The sequence below is a fragment of the Streptomyces sp. NPDC005775 genome, assembly GCF_042871565.1.
Lineage (GTDB): Bacteria > Actinomycetota > Actinomycetes > Streptomycetales > Streptomycetaceae > Streptomyces.
In genome coordinates this window covers 80,506-104,729 of the sequence record NZ_JBIAIU010000012.1, presented here as the reverse complement: position 1 = coordinate 104,729, position 24,224 = coordinate 80,506, and the positions used below count along the sequence as shown (strand labels likewise).

At 71.9% G+C, this 24,224-nt stretch carries 25 protein-coding genes; 15 read left to right on the top strand and 10 right to left on the bottom strand.

The genetic code is table 11. From position 1 onward, the window contains the following. Positions 1-68: 68 nt before the first annotated feature. Positions 69-713 (bottom strand): hypothetical protein, encoded by a 645-nt coding sequence (locus tag ACFYPA_RS26340; RefSeq protein ID WP_389134631.1) that lies wholly within the window; start codon positions 711-713, stop codon positions 69-71. A 141-nt stretch (positions 714-854) separates the two neighbouring features. Between ACFYPA_RS26340 and ACFYPA_RS26335 the strand changes: the two genes are divergently transcribed. Further along, positions 855-1,427 carry an NAD(P)H-dependent oxidoreductase gene (locus ACFYPA_RS26335; RefSeq protein ID WP_359082411.1) on the top strand — a complete coding sequence of 191 codons (573 nt, stop codon included), beginning with the start codon at positions 855-857 and terminating at the stop codon, positions 1,425-1,427. Between the two features lie 59 nt (positions 1,428-1,486). On the opposite strand, the gene ACFYPA_RS26330 is transcribed toward ACFYPA_RS26335, so the two are convergent. Both ACFYPA_RS26330 and ACFYPA_RS26325 read right to left on the bottom strand, forming a co-directional pair. Continuing rightward, entirely contained in the window at positions 1,487-1,978 is a 492-nt protein-coding gene (locus ACFYPA_RS26330) for a GNAT family N-acetyltransferase (RefSeq protein WP_359082412.1), read from the bottom strand. A gap of 113 nt (positions 1,979-2,091) precedes the next feature. Then, positions 2,092-3,093 (bottom strand): SEC-C domain-containing protein, encoded by a 1,002-nt coding sequence (locus tag ACFYPA_RS26325; protein ID WP_359082413.1) that lies wholly within the window; start codon positions 3,091-3,093, stop codon positions 2,092-2,094. An 87-nt stretch (positions 3,094-3,180) separates the two neighbouring features. Here ACFYPA_RS26325 and ACFYPA_RS26320 point away from each other — a divergent pair, with 87 nt between their 5' ends. From ACFYPA_RS26320 to ACFYPA_RS26310, 3 genes are all read left to right on the top strand, one after another. Beyond that, positions 3,181-3,975: a class E sortase gene (locus tag ACFYPA_RS26320; RefSeq protein WP_359082414.1), complete on the top strand. Its 795-nt coding sequence runs from the start codon at positions 3,181-3,183 to the stop codon at positions 3,973-3,975. A 221-nt stretch (positions 3,976-4,196) separates the two neighbouring features. Then, the gene (locus tag ACFYPA_RS26315; RefSeq protein ID WP_359082505.1) at positions 4,197-4,355 is read left to right on the top strand and encodes a DUF3311 domain-containing protein; all 159 of its coding nucleotides are present in this window, start codon (positions 4,197-4,199) and stop codon (positions 4,353-4,355) included. Beyond that, positions 4,352-5,857, top strand: a complete 1,506-nt coding sequence (locus tag ACFYPA_RS26310) for a sodium:solute symporter family protein (RefSeq protein WP_359082415.1) — start codon at positions 4,352-4,354, stop codon at positions 5,855-5,857. Before ACFYPA_RS26315 ends, ACFYPA_RS26310 begins: the two co-directional genes overlap by 4 nt. A gap of 74 nt (positions 5,858-5,931) precedes the next feature. On the opposite strand, the gene ACFYPA_RS26305 is transcribed toward ACFYPA_RS26310, so the two are convergent. Both ACFYPA_RS26305 and ACFYPA_RS26300 read right to left on the bottom strand, forming a co-directional pair. Then, the gene (locus tag ACFYPA_RS26305) at positions 5,932-6,357 is read right to left on the bottom strand and encodes a DUF4267 domain-containing protein (protein ID WP_359082416.1); all 426 of its coding nucleotides are present in this window, start codon (positions 6,355-6,357) and stop codon (positions 5,932-5,934) included. 135 nt (positions 6,358-6,492) lie between these two features. Beyond that, positions 6,493-6,939, bottom strand: a complete 447-nt coding sequence (locus ACFYPA_RS26300) for a DUF1772 domain-containing protein (protein WP_359082417.1) — start codon at positions 6,937-6,939, stop codon at positions 6,493-6,495. A 90-nt stretch (positions 6,940-7,029) separates the two neighbouring features. Here ACFYPA_RS26300 and ACFYPA_RS26295 point away from each other — a divergent pair, with 90 nt between their 5' ends. Then, entirely contained in the window at positions 7,030-7,608 is a 579-nt protein-coding gene (locus tag ACFYPA_RS26295) for a TetR/AcrR family transcriptional regulator (protein WP_359082418.1), read from the top strand. A gap of 137 nt (positions 7,609-7,745) precedes the next feature. Here ACFYPA_RS26295 and ACFYPA_RS26290 read toward each other — a convergent pair whose 3' ends face one another. Next, positions 7,746-9,143: an MFS transporter gene (locus ACFYPA_RS26290; protein WP_359082419.1), complete on the bottom strand. Its 1,398-nt coding sequence runs from the start codon at positions 9,141-9,143 to the stop codon at positions 7,746-7,748. Between the two features lie 143 nt (positions 9,144-9,286). Here ACFYPA_RS26290 and ACFYPA_RS26285 point away from each other — a divergent pair, with 143 nt between their 5' ends. The 4 genes from ACFYPA_RS26285 to ACFYPA_RS26270 all read left to right on the top strand — a co-directional run bounded on the left by ACFYPA_RS26285 (position 9,287) and on the right by ACFYPA_RS26270 (position 12,110). Continuing rightward, the gene (locus ACFYPA_RS26285) at positions 9,287-9,817 is read left to right on the top strand and encodes a helix-turn-helix domain-containing protein (protein ID WP_359082420.1); all 531 of its coding nucleotides are present in this window, start codon (positions 9,287-9,289) and stop codon (positions 9,815-9,817) included. Between the two features lie 62 nt (positions 9,818-9,879). Further along, a complete protein-coding gene (locus ACFYPA_RS26280) occupies positions 9,880-10,215 on the top strand; it encodes a DUF6412 domain-containing protein (RefSeq protein WP_359082421.1) in 336 nt (111 codons plus the stop codon). Positions 10,216-10,342: 127 nt separating this feature from the next. Then, positions 10,343-11,113: a YidC/Oxa1 family membrane protein insertase gene (locus ACFYPA_RS26275; RefSeq protein ID WP_359082422.1), complete on the top strand. Its 771-nt coding sequence runs from the start codon at positions 10,343-10,345 to the stop codon at positions 11,111-11,113. 136 nt (positions 11,114-11,249) lie between these two features. After that, a complete protein-coding gene (locus tag ACFYPA_RS26270) occupies positions 11,250-12,110 on the top strand; it encodes a fumarylacetoacetate hydrolase family protein (protein ID WP_359082423.1) in 861 nt (286 codons plus the stop codon). Positions 12,111-12,218: 108 nt separating this feature from the next. Here the strand turns inward: ACFYPA_RS26270 and ACFYPA_RS26265 are convergent, their stop codons facing one another. Beyond that, positions 12,219-12,698, bottom strand: coding sequence for a heme-degrading domain-containing protein (locus ACFYPA_RS26265; RefSeq protein WP_359082424.1), 480 nt, complete (start codon positions 12,696-12,698; stop codon positions 12,219-12,221). Further along, on the bottom strand, positions 12,695-13,861 hold the full coding sequence (locus ACFYPA_RS26260; RefSeq protein ID WP_359082425.1) for a Gfo/Idh/MocA family oxidoreductase: 1,167 nt from the start codon (positions 13,859-13,861) through the stop codon (positions 12,695-12,697). The genes ACFYPA_RS26265 and ACFYPA_RS26260 overlap by 4 nt, the downstream gene beginning before the upstream one ends. A gap of 56 nt (positions 13,862-13,917) precedes the next feature. Here ACFYPA_RS26260 and ACFYPA_RS26255 point away from each other — a divergent pair, with 56 nt between their 5' ends. The 6 genes from ACFYPA_RS26255 (at position 13,918) to ACFYPA_RS26230 (ending at position 20,028) form a co-directional block, all read left to right on the top strand. Next, positions 13,918-15,078, top strand: coding sequence for an ROK family transcriptional regulator (locus ACFYPA_RS26255; protein WP_359082426.1), 1,161 nt, complete (start codon positions 13,918-13,920; stop codon positions 15,076-15,078). 147 nt (positions 15,079-15,225) lie between these two features. Further along, positions 15,226-16,311, top strand: coding sequence for a hypothetical protein (locus ACFYPA_RS26250; RefSeq protein ID WP_359082427.1), 1,086 nt, complete (start codon positions 15,226-15,228; stop codon positions 16,309-16,311). Positions 16,312-16,443: 132 nt separating this feature from the next. Continuing rightward, complete coding sequence (locus ACFYPA_RS26245) at positions 16,444-17,232, top strand: HAD-IIA family hydrolase (protein WP_359082428.1); 789 nt, start codon at positions 16,444-16,446, stop codon at positions 17,230-17,232. A 124-nt stretch (positions 17,233-17,356) separates the two neighbouring features. Then, positions 17,357-17,917, top strand: coding sequence for a hypothetical protein (locus ACFYPA_RS26240; RefSeq protein ID WP_359082429.1), 561 nt, complete (start codon positions 17,357-17,359; stop codon positions 17,915-17,917). Between the two features lies 1 nt (position 17,918). After that, positions 17,919-18,638, top strand: a complete 720-nt coding sequence (locus ACFYPA_RS26235) for a class F sortase (protein ID WP_359316938.1) — start codon at positions 17,919-17,921, stop codon at positions 18,636-18,638. A 352-nt stretch (positions 18,639-18,990) separates the two neighbouring features. Further along, on the top strand, positions 18,991-20,028 hold the full coding sequence (locus ACFYPA_RS26230) for a glycoside hydrolase family 6 protein (protein ID WP_359316941.1): 1,038 nt from the start codon (positions 18,991-18,993) through the stop codon (positions 20,026-20,028). A gap of 110 nt (positions 20,029-20,138) precedes the next feature. Here the strand turns inward: ACFYPA_RS26230 and ACFYPA_RS26225 are convergent, their stop codons facing one another. After that, entirely contained in the window at positions 20,139-22,073 is a 1,935-nt protein-coding gene (locus ACFYPA_RS26225) for a galactose oxidase-like domain-containing protein (protein WP_389134477.1), read from the bottom strand. Further along, positions 22,070-23,983 carry a glycosyltransferase gene (locus tag ACFYPA_RS26220; protein ID WP_389134475.1) on the bottom strand — a complete coding sequence of 638 codons (1,914 nt, stop codon included), beginning with the start codon at positions 23,981-23,983 and terminating at the stop codon, positions 22,070-22,072. The genes ACFYPA_RS26225 and ACFYPA_RS26220 overlap by 4 nt, the downstream gene beginning before the upstream one ends. Positions 23,984-24,224: the final 241 nt, after the last annotated feature.

Here is a 24,224-nt window from a genome sequence, read left to right as displayed (position 1 = left end):
TCGGCGACTTCCGGGGCCTGCGACCTGCCGCCGCACCGGCCCCCTGACGTGCCGTGGCCGTTACCGGTTCAGCCCCGCACCCAGATCCGCAGCGGAGCGACCGGGCGGAAGCCGTGGCGGACGGCGGTCGCGAGGTCGTCGCCGTGTTCGTAGCCGACCACGGGCAGGCCGGGAAATAGTTGGTGCAGCGTGTCCAGAACGCCCGGCCAGGCTGTGTCGGGGGCGTCGGCCGGGGCGAAGACGTTGGAGATGCCGACCGCGTCGTCACTGCGGCTCGCCACCGCTCCGGCGACCACCCGGCCGTCGGATGACCGCCCGGCGAGTACGAACGTGGCCGGGTCGGCGAGGAGTTCGGGCCGGAAGAGGTCCGCGTTGCCCTCCGCGCCGTCCCAGGCGAGCGCCCAGGCGCGCAGGGCGTCCGGGGTACGCGCCACGTCCCAGACCAGGTCCGGGGTGAGGGCGGGCGGGCCCGCCGGGCGGTGGATCCACTGCGCCTCGAACAGCACCTCGAAGCCGGACCCCGTCAGATCGAGGTCGGCGAAGCTGTCCTTGACGGAGGCGCCCGGGGCGGTGGTGTCGATCCGTTCCGCCAGGGCGACCGGGTCCGCGTCCGGCATCAGCGTCACCGCGTCGGGGTAGTACAGCGGCGTGCGAGCCGGGGCCGCCCACGCCTGGGCGCCGAACTGGCCCACCACGCCGTGCGATCGGCTCATCGCCGCGCACCACTCGGCGTTGTTGCGGGCGGCGGTCCGGACCAGGAGCTTCGTCGACGTCGTCACGAGTGCGCAGCCTGCCCGCCCGGGACCGTTTCGTCGAGCGGTTTTCGATCTCGACGGGATCGGTAGGTTGGACGCATGTCTACGCCGCCTCTGATCCTCCTGCTGTCCGGAAGCCTGCGGGCCGGCTCGTCCAACGAGACCGTGCTGCGTACCGCGCAGGCCGTGGCCCCCTCGTGGGTGGGCACCGTCCTCTACGACGGCTTGGCGGACCTTCCGCACTTCAACCCCGACGATGACACCGATCCGCTGCCCCCTCCGGTGGCCCGGTTGCGCGCGGCCATCAGCGAGGCTGCTGCGGTGTTGATCTGCACCCCGGAGTACGCGGGCACCCTGCCGGGCTCGTTCAAGAACCTGCTGGACTGGACGGTCGGTGGCACCGAGATCTGCGACAAGCCCGTGGCCTGGGTGAACGCGGCCGCCCCGGGGCGTGGTGAGGGCGCGGAGGCCACGCTGCGGACCGTACTCGGCTACACCGGCGCCGACATCGTGGAGTCGGCGTGCGCCAGGATTCAGCTGGCCCCTCAGCTGATCGGCGCGGACGGACTCATCGCCGATCCCGGGGTCCGCGAGCAGCTGAGCCAGGTTCTCGGGCTGCTGGTCGGGCCGCACGGACGGACGTCGGAGCCCGATGAGGCTGACCAGGTATGACCGGGCGTGGTCAGGCATCGGCTCCGCCCGTGTCCGCGCAGTCCGTGCCCGGCCCTCGCCTACAGCCCTTCCAGCTCCCGTACGTACCCGAGTCCCCGCTCCCCGCTCAGCACCAGCTCCTCTCCCGTCGGGACGAACCCCGTCCGCGTCAGGACCGCGCGTGAGGCGGAGTTGGTGAGGGTGGCCCCCGCGCGCAGCTTCGTCAGGGCGTAGGTCTGGGTGCAGAGCGTGAAGAGCTCGCGGACCGTGGCCGTCGCCAGGCCGCGGCCCGTCGCCTTCTCGGCCAGGCGGAAGCCCAGTTCGGCCTCGCCGTCCGCCGCGTCCATCAGGTTGAAGCGGCCGAGCACTTCACCGTCCTGCGTCACCAGTACGTGGAAGTGGCAGGCACCGGTGGCCTGTTCGGCGAGGAGTGCCGCGTGGCGGGCGGCGAATCGGGTGAAGTAGTCGTCGCCGCGGTCCGGCACCGTGGCCGCGAAGAACGCGCGGTTCTCCTCCTCGAACGCGAGGAGGGCCGGGGCGTGGTCGGGGCGCAGGCGCTGGAGTTCGGGCATGGCGGCAGGGTATGCGGGCGGGGCGTCCCCGGGCACCGGATATCCGGCGGAGGCAGGGCCACCGTGCGAAGCCCCGCCCCGCCAACCGCTACGCGCCCCCGCCCGGCCCGCCGCTACGCGCCCCCGTGGCAGTCCCGGTACGACCGCCCCGTGCCGCACCAGCACGCCGCGCTCCTCGCCGGCGGCCACGGGACCGCGCGACCGCGGGCCGCCAGGGTCGTCGCGTACTGGGGGAGCAGGTCCGGGTCGGACGGGGAGGCGGCCTCGGAGGCGGCGAACGCCTCGTACGACGGGACCGTGCCCGTCACGATGCCGAGGTTCGGGGTCCCCGTCGCATGGAGGTCGCGCAGGGCCGCCTCCAGGCGGGCCTGGTGGTCCGGATGGGAGGCGTACTCGCTGCCGAGGCCCGGGTACGCGGTGAGGAGCTCGCGCAGTTCGGGCTCCGGCCAGTGCAGCACCGCCACCGGGAACGGGCGGGACAGAGCCGTGCGGTACGTGCCCAGTTCGGCGCGGAGGCGGGTGATCTCGGCCCGGAGCTCGCCCGGGTCCGAGGAGCCCAGCGCCCACAGACGCTTGGGGTCGTGGAGCTCGTCCAGCGGGACGGCCGCCGTGTGGAGGGCGTCGGCCAGCTCGTCCCAGGCGTCGTGCGAGACGCCCATCAGGCGGCGGACCCGGTGGCGGCCGGTCAGCAGGGACTGGGTGGCGTACGGGACCTCCTCGCCCGGGGCGATGAGCAGGGTGAGGGCCGTGGAGAAGTAGTCGTGGGCCGCTTCCAGCTCGTCGTGCGCCTCGAGGGTCTCGGCCGCGATCTCCCAGGGGGCGGCCTCCTGCGGGGCGGCCGCGCGGATTCCGTCGATGATCGCGCGGGCCTCGGCCTCGTGGCCGTACTCCCACAGGTTGGCGGCGTTGAGCGCCTTCACCAGGTGGGGGTGTTCGGTGTCGGGGTCGCTGAGCAGGGAGTCGTAGAGCGTGGTGGCACGGGCGCGGTCGCCGGCGAGTTCCAGGTGGGCCGCCGCCTGGAGGAGCAGCGGTTCGTGGTCCTCGGGGTACTGCGCCGCGGTGCGCAGCAGGCGCTCGGCTTCGGTGGTGTGGTCGGCAGGCGTGTCGGGGCGCATGCATCACACGGTACTGCCGGACGGGCGCGGCACGGAGGCCTGTTCCCGCTCTGGAGAGTTACGGGCCGTGGGCCTATCGTGCGGGCCGTGCGTCAACGGACACGTGAGCGGATACCGGTGGTGGTGCAGCGGGACCGGCGAGGCGGGCGGCTGGCCGCGCGCGGGCTGTGGACGGGCGCGGAGCTGGTGGTGACCCTCGGCGTCGTCCTGCTGCTGCTCGTCGCCCATCAGCTGTGGTGGACCAACCGGCAGGCCCGCGCCGAAGCCGCCGACACCGTCCACGCCCTCCAGCGGGACTGGGGGGAGCCCGAGGGGGTGGCTCCTGCGGTGGCGGACCCGTCGCCGGAGCCGGCGGAAGGCGACAGTCCCGCCGTGGGGGAGGAGGGCGGCGGCGGGGGCGGGCGGACCGCTGCCGCGTCCGCGCCCCGCCGGTCCCAGGCGTACGCCGTCATCCGCATCCCGCGCATCGGGCTGACCGCGCCCGTCGCCCAGGGCATCAGCAAGCACGGGGTCCTGGACAAGGGGTACGTCGGCCACTACCCCGGCACCGCGCAGCCCGGCGGATCGGGGAACTTCGCGCTCGCCGGGCACCGCAACACCCACGGCGAGCCCTTCCGCCACATCGACCGGCTGCGGGCCGGCGACCGGATCACCGTCGAGACCCGGGACACCGTGTACACGTACACCGTCGACAAGACCCTCGCCCGGACCCAGCCGGGCGACAGCGGCGTCATCGCCACCGTGCCGCGCAGCAACGTGAAGCCGTACGTGGGCTACCGGACGGCCGGGTCCTATCTGACGCTGACGACCTGCACGCCCGAATTCACCTCCCGGTACCGGCTCGTGGTGTGGGGCAGGCTGAGCGACGTGCGGCAGCGCTGATCACCGGGGAGGTCTGACGACCTGGTGCACGATAGCGAGCGGGCTCCCGGCGTCCTGCGACTCCGCCTCCGGCGTTGTCGTCAGTCAACGATGCTCCGCATCGCTTCCTTCCTCCGCCTTGGATGCGAAGCCGCAGGACGCCGCTCGCTGATCCGCTCTCTATCGTGCACCAGGTCGTAAGGTTCTCTGACGTGCTCAGACGACGTCCGCAGTTGTTGTGGTTGCTGGTCCCCTACGTGCTCTACCTGGGAGCGCTGCCGTTCGTGAACCGGGTCGAACCCGTTGTTCTCGGGCTGCCGTTCCTCTTCTTCTGGCTGCTCGGGGCGACCCTGCTCACCCCCGTCGCCGTATGGCTGACCCGGCGGGGTGACCGCCGGTGAACGCCGCCGTCGCGACCTCCGTCTTCGGGGTCTTCATGGTCGCCACCGTGGCCCTCGGGCTGCTCGCCGTGCGCGGCCGGCGCGGGGCCGAGGGAGGCGGTGGGCTCGCCGAGTGGTCGGTGGGCGGGCGCAGCCTCGGGACCGTCTTCATCTGGGTGCTGATGGCCGGTGAGGGTTACACCAGCTTCAGCTACCTGGGCGCCGCCGGCTGGGGCTACAACTACGGGGCGCCCGTCCTGTACGTCGTCGCGTACATGTCCTGCGGTTACGCCGTCGGCTACGTGGTGGGGCCCATGCTCTGGGCGTACGCGCGCAAGCACGGACTCGTCGGCATCACCGACATGGTGGCGCACCGCTTCGGGCGGCCCTGGCTCGGGGCGCTCGTCGCCGTCCTCGCGACCGTCTTCCTGCTCCCGTACATCCAGCTCCAGATCACCGGCATGGGCGTCGTCGTCTCGACGATCTCCTACGGCGCCATCAGCCTGAACTGGGCCTACTTCATCGCCTTCGCCGTCACCACCGGCTTCGTCGTGGTGAGCGGACTGCGCGGCAGCGCGTGGGTGTCCGTGCTGAAGGACGTGATGGTGATCGCCACGCTCGGCTTCCTCGCGATCTACGTACCGCTGCACTACTTCGACGGGTACGGGCCCTTCCTCGACCGGCTCGTCACCGAGAAGAGCGAGTGGCTGACCTTCCCCGGGCACGGCGACAGCGGTCTCGGCCAGGCCTGGTTCATCACGACCTCCTTCCTCAACTCCCTCACCGTCGTGATCTTCCCGACGACCGTCGCCGGCTACCTCGGCGCGAAGAACGCGGACGTGCTGCGCCGCAACGCGATGTGGCTGCCCGCCTACAACGTCCTGCTCTTCGTCCCGATGCTGCTCGGGATGGCGGCCCTTTTCGTCGTCCCGGGGCTCGTCGGGGCCGAGTCCAACCTGGCCCTCTTCAAGCTCGTCGTGGACTCGCTGCCCGCCTGGTCGGTCGGGGTCATCGGCGTCGCCGCCGCGCTCTCCTCGATCGTGCCGATGGCGGTCTTCATGCTGGTCATCGGCACGATGTGGGGACGCAGCGTGCTCTCGCTCGTGCCGCGCTGGGAGCAGCGGCAGAAGGGCGCGGCCCAGCTGGTCGTCGTGGTCGCGGGCGGCCTGGCGCTGCTGCTCACGTACACCGCGCCGAACACCCTCGTCCGGCTGTCGCTGATCTCGTACGAGGGCATGGCGCAACTGCTTCCCATGGTGCTGCTGGGGCTGATGTGGCGGCGGCTGACCCTGCTCGGGGCGATGAGCGGGCTGGTCGTCGGGGTGGGTGTGGTGTGCGGGTTCGTGTTCACGGAGAACGACCCGGTGTGGGGTGTGAACGCCGGCATCGTCGCGCTGGGCGCCAACCTGGCCGTCGCGCTCGCGGTGACGTACGCCGGTCCGCGCGAGCGCGACGAGCGGCCGGACGACGAGGTGCTCGCGCGGGACGAGATCGACGAGGAGGAGCCCGTTCCGGCGGGGTGAGGCGTGAGCGGCGCGGGACCAGCCGCACATGGCAGAGGGGGCCGGCCGGGTCCGGGCCATCTTGCGCCGACGGGTCAGGCGGGCTGCAGGGCGGGCGTCGCCGGAGCGGCCGCGACCTCGCGGGTCTCGCGCATCATCAGCAGGCCGTTGACCACCATCAGGGTCGCGGTCAGGCCGTGGATGCCGAGCGCGGTGGCCACGGAGCCCTGGTGGGCCAGCACGTTGGTCATGTCGCCGTACGCGGCGAAGGCCTCCACCAGCAAGGCCCAGCCCAGCGCCCGGCGGTGGCCCGTCACCAGCAGGATGCCCAGGACCAGGGCCAGGACGACATCGCGGATTCCCTTGATGACCAGGAAGCCGTAGCCGTCGCCCGACGGCCATCTCGGCAGGCCGTAGCCCGGCGCCGTCGTCTCCGGGCTCACGATGTACTCCGTCCCGAACCAGAGGATGAACAGGATGAAGGCGGCGGCCAAGACGGTGTTGATCTTCTTCAGTGACATGGTTCTTCTCCTTGCGCGTCTTCGTGAGCTCGATGGGGCGCGGTGAGTCGCAGGGGCCGTGAGTCGTACGGGGCCCGGCCGGGCGGCGCGCGTGACGCGGGGTGAGGTGGCGGCCGGGCGGGTGGGCCCGTGGGCTCAGGCGAGGGCGGTGACCAGCAGGGCGAAGGCGGCGACGATGACGGCGACGCGGACGTAGTGCCAGCGCTCCCAGCGGTTCATCTGCTCCCGCCAGTCCTCGGGCCGGTTCTCGGGCGTCCACGTCTTGTTCCGGTTGTTGATCGGGACGAGCAGCAGGAGCGACATGATCACGCTGAGGATCAGCAGCACGCCGGCGGTGACGACGAGGCCGGCGCCGTGGTGGTGCCACCCGGCGGCGGCCCAGATGCCCACGAGGACGAGCGAGCCGATGTACCAGAAGGGCATCACGGCGCCGAGCATCCGGCCCCCGTGGGCGTGACCGAGTTGGCTGCTGTCCTCGGGGAGGGCGTTGAGTATGCGGCTCATGACGAAGGCGACGGAGAACTCCACCCCCACCATCAAGCCGACGATCACGGTGGTGACGACCTCAAGTGCGTTGAGCATGACGACCCCTTGCGAATCTAGTGCTGCTAGGTGATGTGGCAACGCTAGTACTACTGCCGCTCTCTTGTCTAGCGGTGCTAGGATCGAATCATGTCGGTACAGGAACGCAAGGAACGTGAACGGGCGGAGCGCGAGCGCCTCATCGTGGCGACGGCCCGCGAACTGGCCGAGCAGCAGGGCTGGGACTCGGTCACCACCCGCCGGCTCGCCGAGCGCATCGAGTACAGCCAGCCCGTCCTCTACAGCCATTTCCGCGGCAAGCGCGAGATCATCGGCGCCGTCGCCCTCCAGGGCGCCGCCGAGATGGCCGCGGTGATGCGCGCCGCGACCGCCGCCGCGGACGGACCGCGCGAACGGGTCGCCGCCCTCGCGCGCGCCTACCTCGCCTTCGCCGCGGGCAACCCGGCGGTCTACGACGCCATCTTCCAGCTCGACGGCGGTCTGGCGTACGCACAGGAGGACACCCCGGAACCCCTCAAGGACGCTTTCGCCGCGCTGCTGGAGTGCCTCGGCGAGGTCGCCGGCGACGGCGTCGGCCCGGGGCTGTTCACCGAGACGTTCTGGGCGGCCCTGCACGGGCTGGCCACGCTGACCCGGTCGGGGCGGCTGCCGCCGGAGTACACCGAGCAGAGGACCGAACTGCTGGTGGACCGGCTCGCCGTGGTCTGACGCGCCCACCCGTCATTCCGCCACCCCGCCGTCCCTTCACCCCGCCGTCCCGGCATCCCGGCACCTCGGCAGGCAAACAGGCGGGCAGCGGCGGGGTCGGGGGAACCCGCCGCTGCCCGGTCATCCGTGTACGGAGGTCAGGTCCGGTCCCGCAGCAGCAGCACGCTGACCGTCGCCACCAGTGCCAGTGCCACCGACAGCAGCAGCGCGCCGTCCGCGCCCGAGCCCGTCGTCGCGATGGCGATCGTCAGGGCGACGCCCGCCGATGAGCCGATGTAGCGGGCGGTGTTGTTCGCGCCCGAGCCCATCGCCGCGCGCTCGTGCGGCACCGATTCGATCGCCAGCCGGGGCAGCGCGGCGTTCAGCAGACCGCTGCCGGCGCCCGACACCACCAGGGCCGGGACCAGCCGGAGCCACACCCCCGAGCCCGGGTGTCCGCCGGTGTTCAGCGCGCCGAGCAGTGAGAGAACCCCCACCGCGTGCAGGACGAAGCCCACGGCCAGCTGCTGACGGGCCCCCACCCGGCCCGTCAGCCGGCGCGACTGCAGTGCCACGACGAATCCCGTGCCCGACCAGAGCAGGAACAGCCACGCCGAGCCGAGCGCCGACAGCCCGAGCGCCCGCTGGAGCAGTGTCGGCAGATAGCTGAACAGACCGATCACCGCGAGGCCCGTGAACAGTCCGCCTGCCGACGCGGCCAGGAAGGGGCGGCTGCGCAGCAGGGCCGGGTCGATCAGCGGGGCCGCCGCCCGGCGCTCCACCGCCAGGAAGACGACGACCAGCACGAGTGAGGCCAGCAGCGGCAGTACGACGGGGGCGCGCAGCCAGCCGTCCCGGCCGAGTGTCAGCGCGGTCAGCAGTGCGGTCATGGCCAGGCCCAGCACCGCCGCGCCCGTCAGGTCGGGACGACCTCCGCGCGGGGCCCGGGACTCGTCGAGCGCACGGCGGGCGAAGGCGGCCGTGAGGAGGGCGGCGAGGCTCAGCACGGCGTACGCCAGCCGCCAGTCGACGGAGCCGAGCGAAGCGGCCAGCAGCGGGCCGACGGCGATCCCGGCGCTCACGAACGCGCCCCAGATCCCCGTCGCCCTGATCCTGGCCGCACCGGCCGGGAACGCCCCGACGAGCAGGCCCAGGCTCGTGGCGAGGATCGCCGCACTCGCCGCGCCCTGGGCGACCCGGGCGAGGGTGAACGTGAGGGTGTCGGTCGCGAGGGCGCCGAGCCCCGTGGTGAGGCCGAGCGTGAGCGTGCCGATCAGGAACAGTCTGCGCCGGCCGTAGTCGTCGGCGAGGCTGCCCGCCACCAGCAGGACGACGGCGAGCCCGAGCGGGGCGCCGTTGAGCAGCCAGGCCTGGCCGGAGGGCGGGGTGGCCAGGGCGGCCGAGATGCCGGGGAGCGTCGTCATCGGCGAGGTGTAGTTCATCAGCGCCACGGCGGTCGCGACGGAGGTGATGGCGAGCGTCGGCCCGGGGCGCGGACGGTGCCGAGGGGGCGCGGCCGGCGGGGCCGTCGGGTGGGGCAGCAGGGGCTGGGCCATGACATCGCTCCGGGGTTGGCGCGGCCGGTCCGCGGGGATCGCGGCACTTTCCACAGTGGGTTCGGTGAATGAACTCACTAGGAGGATGCTGACGCTAGCACGGTCAGTTCATTCATCGAACCCAGGGGGAGTAAAGTGGCCGCATGGCTCTCGGCAAGGACTACGCGAACCAGTACTGCTCCATGGCCCGCGCCCTGGAAGTGGTCGGCGAGCGCTGGACGCTCCTGGTGGTGCGGGACGCCTTCTACGGCGTGCGCCGGTACAACGACTTCCTCGTGCACCTCGGCATCCCGCGTGCCGTCCTCGCCACCCGGCTCCTCTCGCTCACCGAGGCGGGAGTCCTGGAGAAACGCCGCTACCAGGAGTCGCCGCCGCGTGAGGAGTACGTCCTGACCGACAGCGGCAAGGCGCTCTGGCCCGTCATCCGCACCCTGGGGTCCTGGGGGCGCGACCACCTCCCCGGCACCCTCCCGATGCGTGTCTTCGTCCATGCCGACTGCGGCACCGAACTGGGCGTCCAGGGCGAATGTCCCGCCTGCTGCGTCCCCGTGGCGCCCGAGGACGTCGAGATGAGGCCCGGCGGCGGGCTCGACGCGATCGCGGACGATCCGGTCAGCCGCGCGCTGCTCACGCCCCGTCGACTCCTGAGGCCCCTGGAAGTCGATCGTGTATAACGGATGACAGTCGAAGTGCCGCGTCATCACGCGGCCGCGGGAGAGCGGAAGGGGGAGGGATCATGGACGCACGCGCCGTGAACCGCGTACGCGGCGCCCTCGCCCGGGTCCTGCGCCCCGCCGGGCTCCTTCTCTTCTTCCTCACCGAGGTCCTGCTCGCCGAGGGCGGCAGCCTCTCCGCCGCCGTCGCGCTCGCCGCCACCGCGGCCGCCGGCACCGCACTCGTCGCCTGCTCGGTGATCAGCGCGCGCTGCGCCGCCCCGGTGCCCCGCACCCGGGTCCGTACCGCCATGCGCGACCGGGAGAAACGCACCGCGTTCCTGCCGCAACGGGACCCCGACGCCAAGGGGCGCCGACGCCCCCGAGCCCCCGGCCACGCCCTCCTGACGGCCGCGTAGGGCTCCCTCTCCTTCCTCCTCGTCCGGTACGTACGCCATGCGTGCGTGCCTACGGGCGCCCCGCGCGGATCGTCATGCCGAAGCTGATCCACTTCCCGGCACGACGAGACCCCCGGAGGGCTCATCCATGTCCGCCTTCATGTCCGCATTCGCCAGCCTGGTCGGCGCCCTCGCCGACGCGCTGCACCCGCTCTTCCAGAACGCGTCCACCGCCGCCGCGATCGTCCTGTTCACCGCACTCGTACGACTCGCCGTGCATCCCCTCTCGCGGGCCGCGGCGCGCGGGCAGAAGGCGCAGCGCCGGCTCCAGCCGCAGATCGCCGAACTGCGCAAGAAGCACAAGAAGAACCCCGAGCGGATGCAGAAGGCGCTCATGGAGCTGCACAAGGAGGAGAAGGTCTCCCCGCTCTCCGGCTGTCTGCCGAGCCTCCTTCAGATGCCGGCCTTCTTCCTGCTCTACCACCTCTTCTCCAGTACGAAGATCGGCGACGACGCCAACGAACTCCTCGGCCACCAGCTCCTCGGCGCCCCGCTCGGCGAGCGCTGGCACGACGCGATCGCGGACGGCGGGATCTTCGGCGCGCAGGGCCTCGTGTACGTGGGGCTGTTCGCGATCGTCGCCGCCGTCGCCACGTTCAACTACGGACGGACCAAGCGCCAGATGGCCGCCAACCCCGTCACCCCGGCCACCGGCCCCGACGGACAGCCGGTCCCGGGCATGGGCGCGATGACGAAGGTGATGCCGTTGATGTCCTTCTTCACCCTCTTCACCGTGGCCTTCGTGCCGCTGGCCGCCGCGCTGTACGTCGTCACGAGCACCACCTGGACGGCGATCGAGCGGGCCTACCTGTACCGCGACATGCCCGCCGCCGGTGCCGCCGTGGCCACCGCGGTGTAGCCGGGTCCGCGCGTGCGCCGGTCCAGTGTGTGAACAGGGTCTTGCGGAGTGATCGGATGTCTTGGAGGATCGGACAAGCCTGCGATGGCCGCAACCCATCCGACGGGCCCGATCTCGACCAAGGGGAGAAAGACCGTTGAAGCTGCTTCGTGTGGGTACGGCAGGCGCGGAACGACCGGCGCTGCTGGACGAGGACGGAACCCTGCGTGACCTGTCGGGGATCGTCACCGACATCGACGACGCGCTGCTCGCCGACGAGGACGCGCTCGCCCGGATACGGGCCGCCGCGGCCGCGCCGGGGGAGCTGCCCGCGCTCGACGCCGAGGGTCTGCGGGTGGGCCCGCCGCTCGGCCGGATCGGCAAGATCGTGTGCATCGGGCTGAACTACCACGACCACGCCACGGAGACCGGCGCCCAGATCCCGGGCGAGCCGATCCTCTTCTTCAAGGCGCCGGACACGGTCGTCGGGCCCGAGGACACCGTGCTCGTGCCGCGCGGCAGCGAGAAGACGGACTGGGAGGTCGAGCTCGCCGTCGTCATCGGGCGCACCGCCCGGTACCTGGACTCCGCCGAGGACGGGCTCGCGCACGTCGCCGGATACGCGGTGGCGCACGACGTCTCCGAGCGCGCGTTCCAGATCGAGCGCGGCGGGACGTGGGACAAGGGCAAGAACTGCGAGACGTTCAACCCGCTGGGCCCGTGGCTGGTGACGGCCGACGAGATCGCCGACCCGCAGGCCCTGCCGCTGAAGCTCTGGGTCAACGGCGAGCTGAAGCAGGACGGCACGACGGCCGACCAGATCTTCCCGGTCGGGGAGGTCGTGCGCTACCTGAGCCACTTCATGACGCTCTACCCGGGCGACGTGATCAACACCGGCACACCCGCGGGGGTGGCGATGGGACAGCCCGAGCCGAAGCCCTATCTGCGGGCGGGGGATGTCGTGGAGCTGGAGATCGCGGGGCTCGGCCGGCAGCGGCAGGAGCTGAAGGGGGCGTAGGGGGCCTGGCCTTCGGGCCCGGGGCTGCCCCGCGACGGGCTTGATCAAAGATCGGAGGGGTGGGTGCCGTCCATGGCGGCACCCACCCCTCCGTGCGTTCCGGGCAGCTCAGTCGCTGATCTTCGTCGCGAACTGTTCCAGTGCCTCGACCACCAGCGCGTGGTCCTCCGCCTGCGGCAGTCCCGACACCGTGACCGAGCCGATGACGCCCGCGCCCTCGACCGCGATCGGGAACGAACCGCCATGTGCGGCGTACGTGTCCGGGTCCAGGCGCGAGGCCTCGTCGAACGTCGTCCCCTTGGCCCGGAACCGCGTCCCGACCAGGTACGAACTCTCGCCGTACCGCTCGACCACCTTGCGCTTGCGCTCGATCCACGCGTCGTTGTCCGCGCTCGAACCGGGCAGCGCGGCATGGAACAGCTGCTGCGCCCCGCGCCGGATGTCGATCGCGACCGGGGCGTGCCGCTCCCGGGCCAGGGCGACGAGCAGACCGCCGAGCGCGTACGCGTCGTCGTAGCCGAAGTGCGGCAGTGTCAGCCGACGCTCCTGGGCGATCAGCTCGGAGATGGTCGGAGCGGTGGGGTTCATGCGGACTGCTCCTCGGTGGCGTGAGCGGTGGCGGATACGGAGGCGGACGCGGCGGGCAGGGTGACCGTGACCCCGTCGCGGGCCGAGCGGCGGGCGGCCTCCAGGACGTCCAGCGCGGCCGCCGCCTGGAGCGCGGTCACCGGATTGTCGCCCTTCCCGCGCAGCGCGTCGGCGACCGCCGCGTAGTACGCCGGGTAGTCGCCCGGCAGCGTGCGGACCGGGGTGCCGCCGCCGGTGAGAGGGGACTCGCCCGAACCGAGCCGGCCCCACAGCGCCTCGTCCTCCTCGCCCCACGGCCCCTGCGCCGTCGGGCGCGCACCCTCGCGCAGGGCGGCCTCCTGGGGGTCGAGGCCGTACTTCACGTAGCCGGCGGTCGACCCGAGCACCCGGAAGCGCGGGCCGAGCTGGGCCGTCGTCGCGCTGACGTACAGGTGCGAACGGACCCCGCCGGTGTGGGTGAGGGCGAGGAACGTGTCGTCGTCGGCCGCCGCGCCGGGGCGGCGTACGTCCGACTCCGCGTACACCTGGGTGACCGGACCGAACAGGGCCAGCGCCTGGTCGACGACATGGCTGCCCAGGTCGTACAGCAGCCCGCCGATCTCCGTCGGGTCGCCCGACTCGCGCCAGCCGCCCTTCGGCTGCGGGCGCCACCGCTCGAAGCGTGACTCGAAGCGCTGCACCTCGCCCAGCTCACCGTCGGCGATCAGCGAGCGCAGGGTGAGGAAGTCGTTGTCCCAACGGCGGTTCTGGAACACCGACAGCAGCAGCCCGCGCTCCTCGGCCAGCGCCGCCAGCTCCCGCGCCTCGGCGGCCGTACCCGCGACCGGCTTGTCCACGACCACCGGCAGACCCGCCTTCAGCGCGGCCGTCGCGAGCGGGACGTGGGTCTTGTTCGGGGACGCGATCACGATCAGGTCGAGCTCGTCCGCGCGCTCCCACAGCTCGTCCGGCGAGGCGGCGAACCGTACGGCGGGGAACTCGGCGCGGGCCTGTTCCCGGCGCTCCTCGTTCGACGTGACGACCGTGTCCAGGACCAGGCCCTCGGTCGCGGCGATCAGCGGGGCGTGGAAGACGGAACCCGCCAGGCCGTAGCCGACGAGTCCGACGCGCAGGGGGGCGGCCTGGGAGGCGCCGGAGATCTCGTGAGTCGCGTGGGCAGTCATGCGCTCCACTTTGGCAACGCTGTTGCCAAAGTGCAAGCGCGGGAGACAATGGGTCCGTGAACAGGAGCAACAGCGGCGCGAACCTGCCGACACTGCGCAGCCACAACGCGGCGCTCGTGCTGGACCTGCTGAGGGCGGCGGGCGAGCGCGGCATCAGCAGGCTCGAACTCGCCGGGCGGACCGGGCTCACCCCGCAGGCCGTCAGCAAGATCACCGCCCGGCTGCGGGGCGAAGGGCTGGCCGCCGAGGCCGGGCGCCGCGCCTCCACCGGCGGCAAGCCGCGCACCGTGCTGCGGCTGGTTCCGGACGCCGCTCACGCGGTGGGGCTCCACCTGGACCGGGACGAGCTGACCGTAGTGCTCGTCGACCTCGCCGGGACGGTGGCCACGAGCCGTACGGCACCGCTGGACCTCGGCGCCCCGGCGGACGACGTACTCGGGGCGGCGGCGGGGGCGGTCGCCGCCGTGCGGGTCGACGGCGCGCCGGCGGTGCTCGGGGTGGGCGTCGCCGTACCGGGGCCGCTCGACCACCGGGACGGGGTGCTGCACCGCGTCACCGGGTTCCCGCAGTGGGACGGCTACCCGCTCCGGGACGCGCTCGCCGCGCGGACCGGGCTGCCCGTCGTCATCGACAAGGACACCAACGCCGCGGCTCTCGGGCTCGCCCTCCAGGCGCCCGGCCCCGCCGACTTCGCCTACCTCCACCTCGGTAGCGGCCTCGGCTCCGGACTGGTGCTCGGCGGGGCCCTGCACCGCGGGGCCCGTACCGGAGCGGGGGAGTTCGGCCACCAGACCGTCCAGCTGGACGGCCCTTTGTGCAGCTGCGGCGGACGCGGCTGCGTCGAGGCGCTCTGCCTGGCAGCCGTCGACCGGGGCGACGTCGCCGAGGCCGCGCGGGTCCTGGGGACCGGCGCCGCCAACCTGGTCGGGCTGCTCGACATCGACCGGGTGGTGCTGGGCGGACGCACCGTCGCCGCCGACCCCGACGCGTACGCCCGGGGGGTACGCGCGGTGCTCGACGAACGGGCCCGGCGCGGCGGGGCCGACGGGCAACCCGTACCGGTCGTCGTCGCCGGCGGAGGGGAGCGGCCGGTCGCCGAAGGCGCGGCGCAACTGATCCTCGCCCCGCTGTTCGGCCGCGTCGGCGGCGCGGACGGGGGCGACCGCCGGGTCTCCGGACTCGCGGGCCCGCTCGCCGACCGTAAGGAACTGGGCTGATCGAGGGTCACGCGGCGGCCGGGCGGGCGACCCGGCGGCATGTCTGCGGCGAGCGGCCGGGGTTCGCGTGGCAGCGTCGCCCTCCACACCGGTGAACTCCGGGGCCCGGGGCGAGCCGACCGTTTCCGCGAGAAGGGCCGGCCCACGATGCCCCCCACACCGCCCCCGGCGAACCCGTCCCCCGAACCCTCCGCCCCGGCGCGCCCGCCCTCGCCGCCGCCCCCTCCCGGCAACCGGCCCCGCCACGGCCTCGTGCTGGGCCTGGCGGCGGCGAGCGTCATGCCCGCCGTCGTGCTCGGCGGCCCGGCGACCGCGTCCGCCGCCCCGCAGCGCAACACGGCCAGCACCCCCAACCTCGTCCCGGCCTCCGCACCGGGCGCCGGCGCCGCCGACCAGCAGCCCTCCTGCGGCGGCCGGGACGCCACCGACTTCCCGATCGACACCCGGATCCACGGCGGCCCGGACACCTACGCCTCCGGGGGCGGCTACGGCACCTGGTTCCTGGACCTGACCAACACCACCGCGGAGCCCTGCCGGGCGATCCACCCCGTCCTGGTCCTCACCGACGAGGACAGGACCCTGACCTCGGACCAGATCCAGCTGGAGTTCTCCGAGCGCGCCCACCCCGGTGTCGAACACCGCGTCAGCTGGGAGACGACCGACCGCGACGAGCACATCGGCGTCTTCGGCGGCGAGGGCGACGACGCCTTCCCCGGCTTCACCGTGCCGCCCGGACGGACCGTCACCGTCCAGGTCAGACTCGCGTTCACCTCCGACACCAGCCCCGGCCGGATCACCGCGAACGCCGCGATCGTCCAGCGGCAGCGCGCCGACAGCGACTCCGCGGGCAAGGGCATCGACGGCCTCGACGGGGAGTGGGTCGGCGAGTCCGAGGACTATCCGTTCACCGTGGTCGAGGACGACGGCAGCACGACCGGCACGGACGAGGACCCGGCCGACGAACCCGAGGAGAGCGGCGACGTGGCCAAGGAGAAGGAGAGCGGCGACCTCACCGGGCGCGTCCCCATGAGGCCCGACGCCAGTCCCACCACGGGAACCACCGGCACCCCGCGCCCTCTCGTACCCGGCTACGACCCGGCCGCCGTTCCGGAACTCGCCAGGACCGGGATCTCCGTACCGCTCCCGCTGCCCGCCCTCACCGTCTCCGGTCTCCTCATCGGCGGCGGAGCCATCGTCATCAGGGCCCGCAGGACGCGCCGCGGCCGGCACTGACCGCCGGCAGCCGTCGTACGCCCGGCCCTTCCGGCGCCCATGGCCCGACCCCCTAAAATCGAGGTCGTCGGCGCTGCACAACGCGGTGCCGCCGGCGTCCCCGCATTAGGCGTACGGCAACTGGAGTCCCACATGGCAGAGCGCAAGCCGATCTCGTCCTGGCTCACCGACATGGACGGAGTCCTGATCCACGAGGGGACGCCGATCCCCGGCGCGGATGCCTTCATCAAGCGGCTGCGGGACTCGGGGCTCCCCTTCCTGGTCCTCACCAACAACTCCATCTACACCGCCCGGGACCTGCACGCCCGGCTCAGCCGCATGGGCCTCGACGTCCCCGTCGAGAACATCTGGACCTCCGCGCTCGCCACCGCCCAGTTCCTGGACGACCAGCGGCCCGGCGGTACGGCGTACGTCATCGGCGAGGCGGGGCTCACCACCGCGCTGCACGACATCGGCTACGTCCTCACCGACCACGAGCCCGACTACGTGGTCCTCGGCGAGACGCGTACGTACTCCTTCGAGGCGCTCACCAAGGCGATCCGGCTGATCAACAACGGGGCGCGCTTCATCTGCACCAACCCGGACGAGACCGGCCCGTCCGCCGAGGGCCCGCTGCCGGCGACCGGCTCCGTCGCCGCCCTCATCACCAAGGCGACCGGCAAGGCCCCGTACTTCGCGGGCAAGCCCAACCCGCTGATGATGCGCACCGGGCTCAACGCGATCGGCGCCCACTCCGAGTCCAGCGCCATGATCGGCGACCGGATGGACACCGACGTGCTGGCGGGTCTGGAGGCGGGGATGCAGACGTTCCTGGTGCTGACCGGGCTCACCGCGGTGCCGGACATCGACAAGTACCCGTTCCGGCCGTCCCACGTCGTCGACTCCATCGCCGACCTCGTCGACCTGATCGACATGGCCTGACCCGCACGGCAGCGGGGGAGCGGGCCGGTGCGGCCGTTCCCCCCACACTCCACCGGCCCAGTGCGGCACTCCTGCGGATGCGGAACGCCGCCGGACGCGTGAACCTTCCATCAGGAGGTTCACGATGCGTTCCATACCCCTCACGTTCTGTGCCGCCGCGGCGGTCGCGGCGACCCTGATGCCCGCGTCCGTCGCACTGGCCAATTCCGACTCGGACCACGAGGACTCGCGGTCCCGGGCCACGCTCACGCTCTCCCCCTCTTCCGTCACCCCCGGCGGTGACGTCGACCTGGAGGTCAGCGGCTGCAAGGGCAAGGAGGCCAAGGGGAGCTCCGATGCGTTCGTCTCCGAGGCGCGCTTCTCGCCCGGTGACGACAGGACGCTCTACGCCGAGGCCCGCGTCCGCTCGGACGCCGAGCCCGGCGACTACGACGTCCAGGTGGTCTGCAAGGGCGACAAGCACGCCAAGGCGTCCGCCGTCCTGACCGTCGTCCACCGCAACCGGCCCATGCCGCTGGCCCCGGTCCGCGCGGGTGGCGGAGGCACCGCCGTACTCGCCGACCAGGCCGTCGAGCAGGGCGGACCCGGCACCGTTCACGCGGTGGTCGGCCTCGCCCTGGCCGCCGTCGCGGCCGTCGCCGTCGCCTTCCGCAGCGCGCGACGCCGTCGCCCGGCCACCGACTGACGTGTCCGCCTCGGACCACTCGGCGGGACACGGCAGGCTGCTCACCGGAGTGGCCTGGGCCGTGCTCCTGCTGGGCCTGTGGCTCTGGGGCCGCGGCATCACCGGCGGTTCCGGCGCCAGTTCCGCGCCGACCACCGGTGACGTCGCCGCGGTCGGGCGCCCTCTCGGCGTACCGCTGCCGCCGGCCCACGACCCGATCGAGGGCGTCGCGCCGCGGAGCGTCGAGATCCCGTCGATCGGAATCCGGGCGCCCGTCGTCTCCAGGGGCCTGGACGGGGACGGGGCGATCGAGCCGCCGTCCTTCGACACGCCCCAGACGGTCGGCTGGTACGGGGACGGCGCCGAGCCCGGCGCCAAGGGCCCTGCCCTCTTCGTCGGGCACGTCGACACCGAGACCAAGCCCGCCGTCTTCTACGGGCTCAGCGCGGCCCGCCCCGGCGCCAAGGTCGAGGTGACCCGGACCGACGGCACGGTCGCCGAGTTCACCATCGACGACGTCCAGGTCTTCACCCGCGCACGCTTCAACGCCCAGAAGGCCTACGGCCCCCGCAAGGACGGCCGGGCCGAACTCCGGCTGATCACCTGCGGCGGCACGTACGACCGCGCGTCCAAGTCGTACACGGCGAACGTGGTCGTCTCGGCCTACCTCACGGGCGAGAAGGCGACGGAGAAGGTGAAGGAGGAGGCCGGTGGAGCGGCGGGCGCGGCGGGCCGCGGCTGATCCCCTCGGTATCCGGCCCGGCCGGCGGCCCGGTTCTCCGGGCGCCGGCCGGGCCGGTCCTCGACCGCGGGGCGCGGGCCGCGGGAGTGGCCCGGCGCGGACACGGGAGGTCGGTGGCGTCCGGGTCCGCCGCACGCCCCACTGTAGGGGCGCCAACTCCACCCGCCCAGCGCATTGCTGACGGTACGTCGATAACCGGTCACCCTCCGCGCCCGGACAGGCGGGGCAGAGTGTGGTGAACCCGCCGTAACGGCTCTTCGGCGAAGTGGTGAGGGCCCGGGCCGGTTCCGGGCCCTGTGCCAGGATGGACGGCGATGCGACAGTGCCCGCCGTCGCACCCGAGGGGGAGTGGATGTACGGCAGTCACAACGGCCGGTTCGGCATGCGGGGAGCGTGCGCGGTCGCGGCAGGCGCCGCGCTCCTGCTCGCGGGATGCGGCTCGTCCGGCGACGACGGGGCGGGCGGATCCGGCGGAGGGAAGAACCCGGCGGCCATCGGGCAGCAGCCCGACGGCGCCGACCCGTACTGGGTCAATCCCGACGGGAACGCCGCCCGGCAGGTGGCCGGCTACACCGAGGACGGCAAGGAGAAGGAAGCCGCCCTGATCCGCCGGATCGCCCAGCAGCCGGTCGGCGAGTGGATCGGCACGGACAACCCGGAGGCCGAGGCGAAGGGCTTCACGGAGGCCGCCGAGAAGGCCGACCGGGAAGCGCTGCTGGTCCTCTACAACATCCCGCACCGCGACTGCGGACAGTTCTCCAAGGGCGGCGCCGCCGACGGCGACGCGTACCGAGCCTGGCTGGACAGCGTCGCCAAGGGCATCGGCGACCGCGGCGCGACGGTGATCCTGGAGCCGGACGCGGTGCTGCACCTGGTCGACGGATGCACCCCGCAGGAGTTGCACGAGGAGCGCTACGACCTGCTCAAGGGTGCGGTGGAGCGGCTCAAGAAGCAGCCGGACACGCACGTATACCTGGACGCGGGCAACGCGGGCTGGCACACCCCGGACGCGCTGTTCCAGCCGCTGCAACAGGCGGGCATCGGGGCGGCCGACGGCTTCGCGGTCAACGTCTCCAACTTCCAGACCACCGCCGTCAGCAAGGAGTTCGGCAAGCAGTTGTCGGCGAAGGTCGGCGACAAGCCGTTCGTGATCGACACCAGCCGCAACGGCAACGGCCCGTACACCGGCGGCGCCCCCGAGGAGACCTGGTGCAACCCGCCGGGGCGGGCGCTCGGCGAGACGCCGACGACGTCCACGGGTGACGACCTGGTCGACGCGTACCTCTGGATCAAGCGGCCGGGCGAGTCCGACGGCGACTGCCGGGGCGGCCCGAAGGCGGGCGACTGGTGGCCCGAGTACGCGCTGGGCCTGGCCCGCGCCACCCCGTAGGACCCGCGCCACCGAACAGGACCCGCGGCGCTGAAGAGGACCGAGGCGCCGAACACGACCCGCGGCACCGGACAGGAAAGGTCCGGTCCGGTGCCGCGTGCGTCCCGCGCCTACGGCACCTCGACCCACATGCCCTCGGACGGCGTGCCCTTGTCGTCGGTGACGAACAGCATGTACCAGCCCGACGGCACCAGCGCCCGGTTCTCCGGCACCGTGACCGAGATCCCGCCGTCCGTCTGCTCGAGGTCCAGCGCCACCGAGCGCTGGTCGGTGTCGGTGACATGGGTGACCGCGCTCGGCCGCATCAGCTTCGCCGACCTGATGGACGTGGCCTGGTTGCTGGTGAACACCGCGGTGCCGCCGCGCTCGATCTTCTTCGGTCCGGCGGTCAGCTCGGGCCGTGAGTCGCGGTACAGGTACGGCGGGGTGTAGATCTCGATGCGCTGCTCGAAGACACCGGCCCGGGTGTTGGCCTTGTCGCCGTAGAGCGAGTCGGAGCCGAAGATCATGACCCGCCCGTCCGGCAGGAGCACGGACCCCGAGTGGTAGTTGCGGCCCACCTCCGGGTCGGCGACCCGCTTGTACGTGTCCGACTTGGCGTCGTACAGCCTGGCCTGCAGCACGTTGGAGCCGCCGCGCCCGCGGTAGTCGTTGGAGCCGCCGGTGACCAGCAGGGAGTCGTCGGGCAGCAGGGAGGCGCTCGGGTAGCGGGTGCCCTCGTCGAGGGAGGCGCCGTCCTTGAACTCAGGGTCGGGGTCCTTGAGGTCGACCAGCCGGGACTTCTCGCTGGACTCGTCCGACTCGCCGACCCCGCCGCCGCCGATCACCATGAACTTCTCGTCCTGCGCCGGGGGCAGCCGTACGGTCGCCGACGTCTCCATCTTGTCCGGGTCGCTCAGCCCGGGGATCTTGGTGAACCTGTTCGTCGCCAGGTCCCAGACGCCGGGGTCGCGGCCGACGGTGGCGGGGCCGTAGCCCGAGTTCGAGCCGGAGTAGAAGAGCTTGCCGTCGTTCAGCAGGAAGACCGCCGGGTAGGTGGGGAACTTCCGGACGATGCCGGTGTACTCCCACTTCTTGGTCTCCGGGTCGTAGACCTCGTCCTTGCCGGGGACGAGCTGCCCGATCTCGTCCAGACCGGACAGGGCGAGGACCTTGCCGTCCTCCAGCGTGGTGAGCGTCGGGTACCAGCGGGCCTCGTTCATCGGGTCGACGGTGATGTACTTCTCCGCCACCGGGTCGAACTCGAAGGCCTCGCGAATGCCCTGGAAGTCCTTCTTGTCCAGGGCGAGCTTCTGGGCGATCCCGTAGACGTTGCGGGTGTCGGAGCCGGACAGGCCCTCTATTCGGTAGTTTTCCTCGGTGCCCGTCTCGTACTCCGTACCCGACTTCTGCGCCTCGACGTAGATGCGGCCGAGTCCGGAGTCGTTGCGCAGGAAGGCGCCGGTGTTCCTGTCGAACACCTTGGTCGCCTTCTCCACCAGCACGGGGTCCTTCGTGACGAAGGTCTTGCCGTTCTCCTTGCCGGTGAACCGGGTGCCCGCGGGCAGCGTGATCGGCTTGTCCGGGTCCTCGTTGTGGACGATCATCAGCCCGCCGGCCTTGGTGACGTCACCCTCGAGCTTCTCGTACTGCTTGGTGCCGCCGGCGATGAGCAGCTTGCCGTCGGGCAGTTGGGTGTGACCGGCGCAGAACATGTCCTTGGGCGTGGGGATGTTCTTGAAGGTGTTGGTCTCCGGATCCCACAGCACCGACCGGAAGCTCTTCGCGTCGAAGTTCTTCTGGTTGTTGCCCGAGCCGGCGACGAGCAGCACCTTGCCGGTGTGCAGCAGCGCGGCGTGGACCGTGTTGATCCGGAACTCGGAGGGGACGTCCAGGAAGTCCCAGTGACCGTTGGACGCCTTGTAATCCGGCTGATCGATCTTGTACGCGTGGTAGCGCTCGGTGCTGAAGCGGTACAGCCACGGCCCGTTCGCTCCCGCGAGCGCGAGAACCACCGCCGTACTGATCGCCATGCGGCGGGTACGGCGGCTCGGACGGTACTTCATCGTTTACGTCCCCCAAGGGCGATCTGCATGGTCTGTTCGTTGCCCGCCCAGCGGGGCTCCTCCTGCTGGGCGTGGGCGGGTGGTCCGCTCGGCGGCGGTGGGCCCGCCCGGCGCTTCTTCTTCTCGGCCCGCACGGTGTACCGCCAGCCGAAGACCGGTGCGGCGGTGATCAGCAGCGCCAGCGCCGCCCAGGTGAGCATCGCCGGATGGCTGTGGCCGAGCACGAAGGACGCGACGATGGAGCCGGCGAAGACGACGATGAAGAAGAGGTGGATGCGGAAGGTCCCGAAGAGGGTGTCCGGGCTCGACGAGTCACCCTTGGGCGTCACGACGAAGGAGCTCTTGCGGCGCAGCACGGCGTCCATCAGGGAGCGTGCGTAGACCGGCGCCGAGAGCGCGGACATCATCATGCCGGCGAGACCGCCGGAGCCCTCGGGCTCGTGCGGCGAGACGTTGTGCCGGCGGTTCCAGATGTACAGGCCGATCTGGAGCGCCGAGGCGTTGCCGTACAGCATCATCCAGACGGTCGGGTCGATCTGCACACCCGAGGCGCCCATGCCCAGGAACAGCGCGCAACTGAGGGCCGCCAGGATCCAGTTCATGGCGGACATCGGGTAGAAGATGATCATCATGGTGTAGTTGAAGAGCCTGCCCACCGGCAGCGAGAAGAAGCCCTTCCAGTACTGCTTGAGGATCGTCTCGTACGTCCCGCGCGACCAGCGCAATTGCTGGGTGAAGAAGTCCGTCCACGCGGTCGGGCCCTCGCCCACGGCCAGGACGTCCGGGGTGTAGACCGAGCGCCACTTGCGGCCCGTGTGCGGATTGCGGGCGCGGTGCATCTCGAAGCCCGTCGCCATGTCCTCGGTGATCGAGTCGTACAGACCGCCGATCTGCTTGAGGGCCTGGATCCGCACCGCGTTGCTGGTGCCGACGAACATCGGGGCGCCGTAGCGGTTGCCGGCGCGCTGGATCAACGCGTGGAAGAGGAACTGCTGGGACTCGGCGGCCTTGGTGACGAACGTGTCGTAGTTGCCGTAGACCTGCGGGCCGATGACGAAGCCGACGTCCGGGTCGCGGAAGTAGCCGAGCATCCGTTCCAGGTAGTTCGGCATCGGGACGTGGTCGGTGTCGACCGATGCGAAGAAGTCGTACGCGTCACCGTGGGCGTCGAGCCAGGCGTTGTAGTTGCCGTGCTTGGTCTTCGCCCGGTGCGGACCCTTGGCCTGGTTCCAGTGCGCCACGCCCTTGCGGGAGAAGTGGTGCACGCCGAGCCGTCGGCAGACCTCCTTCACCGCCGGGTCGTCGCCCTCGTCGAGCAGCCAGACGTGCATCAGCCCGCGGTGGCGGATGCGGACGGCGGCCTCCAGGGTCTTCGTCACCATCTCCAGGGGCTCCTTGCCCGGGACGAAGGAGGTGAGGAAGGCGACGCGGGTGCCGGTCTCCGGCACGACCGGGACCGGGTCGCGCGCCACGAGCGTGGCGTGCGCGTTGGAGAGGACGTTCAGGGTGCGGAAGAGCTCGATGAGGCCGATCGAGACCAGCATCACGATGTCGAGGATCAGCAGCGTGTCGTTCTTGAGGTGCGGGTCGCGCTGTGTCCAGTGCTCGGGCTGCATCAGCCAGGCGAACAGGCCGAGGGAGACGAGCGGGGCGGCCCCCAGCAGGAGGGCCGCGCGTATCCGGTGCGGTTCCTGGGAGAGGAGCGAGCGGTACTTCACGGTGTACGGCTTGGTGGGGTCGGGCTGGGTCAGAGGCCCGGCGAGCCGGCTGTAGTGCTCGTAGTCGTACCGTGGCAGCGCTTTCCCCTGTCGCCGCCGGTGGCCCCCGGTCCGCGACTGCGGGGGTATCCGAAGCTGCGCGGTCCGGGACGGGTCGTGGTCCTGCCGGGCGCCTGGCGGCGTCGACGTCATGGGTCATCCCCCTGCACGCAGGCGGGGCTGCGTGGTCGGTCGGTCGTTTCTTCGCCCGCCGCGTGTCCCCCTGGAACGCGACCGACGGCTCAGTGGCGGGTCACCATTCCTGAGACAACGGAACGGCATTCTTCCGGTTGCATGATGCCTGTTCGGCGTTTGCTTGTGCACGACGCCTCCCCCTCGCGTCGGACACAACCGGAATGTCGCTGTCCGATTCCCCCAACTATGCGGTGCATCG

Coding starts and splice junctions, on each gene's coding strand:
- ACFYPA_RS26340 (WP_389134631.1), bottom strand. CDS start 713: ATGAGCCGATCGCACGGCGTGGTGGGCCAGTTCGGCGCCCAGGCGTGG.
- ACFYPA_RS26335 (WP_359082411.1), top strand. CDS start 855: ATGTCTACGCCGCCTCTGATCCTCCTGCTGTCCGGAAGCCTGCGGGCC.
- ACFYPA_RS26330 (WP_359082412.1), bottom strand. CDS start 1,978: ATGCCCGAACTCCAGCGCCTGCGCCCCGACCACGCCCCGGCCCTCCTC.
- ACFYPA_RS26325 (WP_359082413.1), bottom strand. CDS start 3,093: ATGCGCCCCGACACGCCTGCCGACCACACCACCGAAGCCGAGCGCCTG.
- ACFYPA_RS26305 (WP_359082416.1), bottom strand. CDS start 6,357: ATGTCACTGAAGAAGATCAACACCGTCTTGGCCGCCGCCTTCATCCTG.
- ACFYPA_RS26300 (WP_359082417.1), bottom strand. CDS start 6,939: ATGCTCAACGCACTTGAGGTCGTCACCACCGTGATCGTCGGCTTGATG.
- ACFYPA_RS26295 (WP_359082418.1), top strand. CDS start 7,030: ATGTCGGTACAGGAACGCAAGGAACGTGAACGGGCGGAGCGCGAGCGC.
- ACFYPA_RS26290 (WP_359082419.1), bottom strand. CDS start 9,143: ATGGCCCAGCCCCTGCTGCCCCACCCGACGGCCCCGCCGGCCGCGCCC.
- ACFYPA_RS26285 (WP_359082420.1), top strand. CDS start 9,287: ATGGCTCTCGGCAAGGACTACGCGAACCAGTACTGCTCCATGGCCCGC.
- ACFYPA_RS26280 (WP_359082421.1), top strand. CDS start 9,880: ATGGACGCACGCGCCGTGAACCGCGTACGCGGCGCCCTCGCCCGGGTC.
- ACFYPA_RS26275 (WP_359082422.1), top strand. CDS start 10,343: ATGTCCGCCTTCATGTCCGCATTCGCCAGCCTGGTCGGCGCCCTCGCC.
- ACFYPA_RS26265 (WP_359082424.1), bottom strand. CDS start 12,698: ATGAACCCCACCGCTCCGACCATCTCCGAGCTGATCGCCCAGGAGCGT.
- ACFYPA_RS26260 (WP_359082425.1), bottom strand. CDS start 13,861: ATGACTGCCCACGCGACTCACGAGATCTCCGGCGCCTCCCAGGCCGCC.
- ACFYPA_RS26250 (WP_359082427.1), top strand. CDS start 15,226: ATGCCCCCCACACCGCCCCCGGCGAACCCGTCCCCCGAACCCTCCGCC.
- ACFYPA_RS26245 (WP_359082428.1), top strand. CDS start 16,444: ATGGCAGAGCGCAAGCCGATCTCGTCCTGGCTCACCGACATGGACGGA.
- ACFYPA_RS26240 (WP_359082429.1), top strand. CDS start 17,357: ATGCGTTCCATACCCCTCACGTTCTGTGCCGCCGCGGCGGTCGCGGCG.
- ACFYPA_RS26230 (WP_359316941.1), top strand. CDS start 18,991: ATGTACGGCAGTCACAACGGCCGGTTCGGCATGCGGGGAGCGTGCGCG.
- ACFYPA_RS26225 (WP_389134477.1), bottom strand. CDS start 22,073: ATGAAGTACCGTCCGAGCCGCCGTACCCGCCGCATGGCGATCAGTACG.
- ACFYPA_RS26220 (WP_389134475.1), bottom strand. CDS start 23,983: ATGACGTCGACGCCGCCAGGCGCCCGGCAGGACCACGACCCGTCCCGG.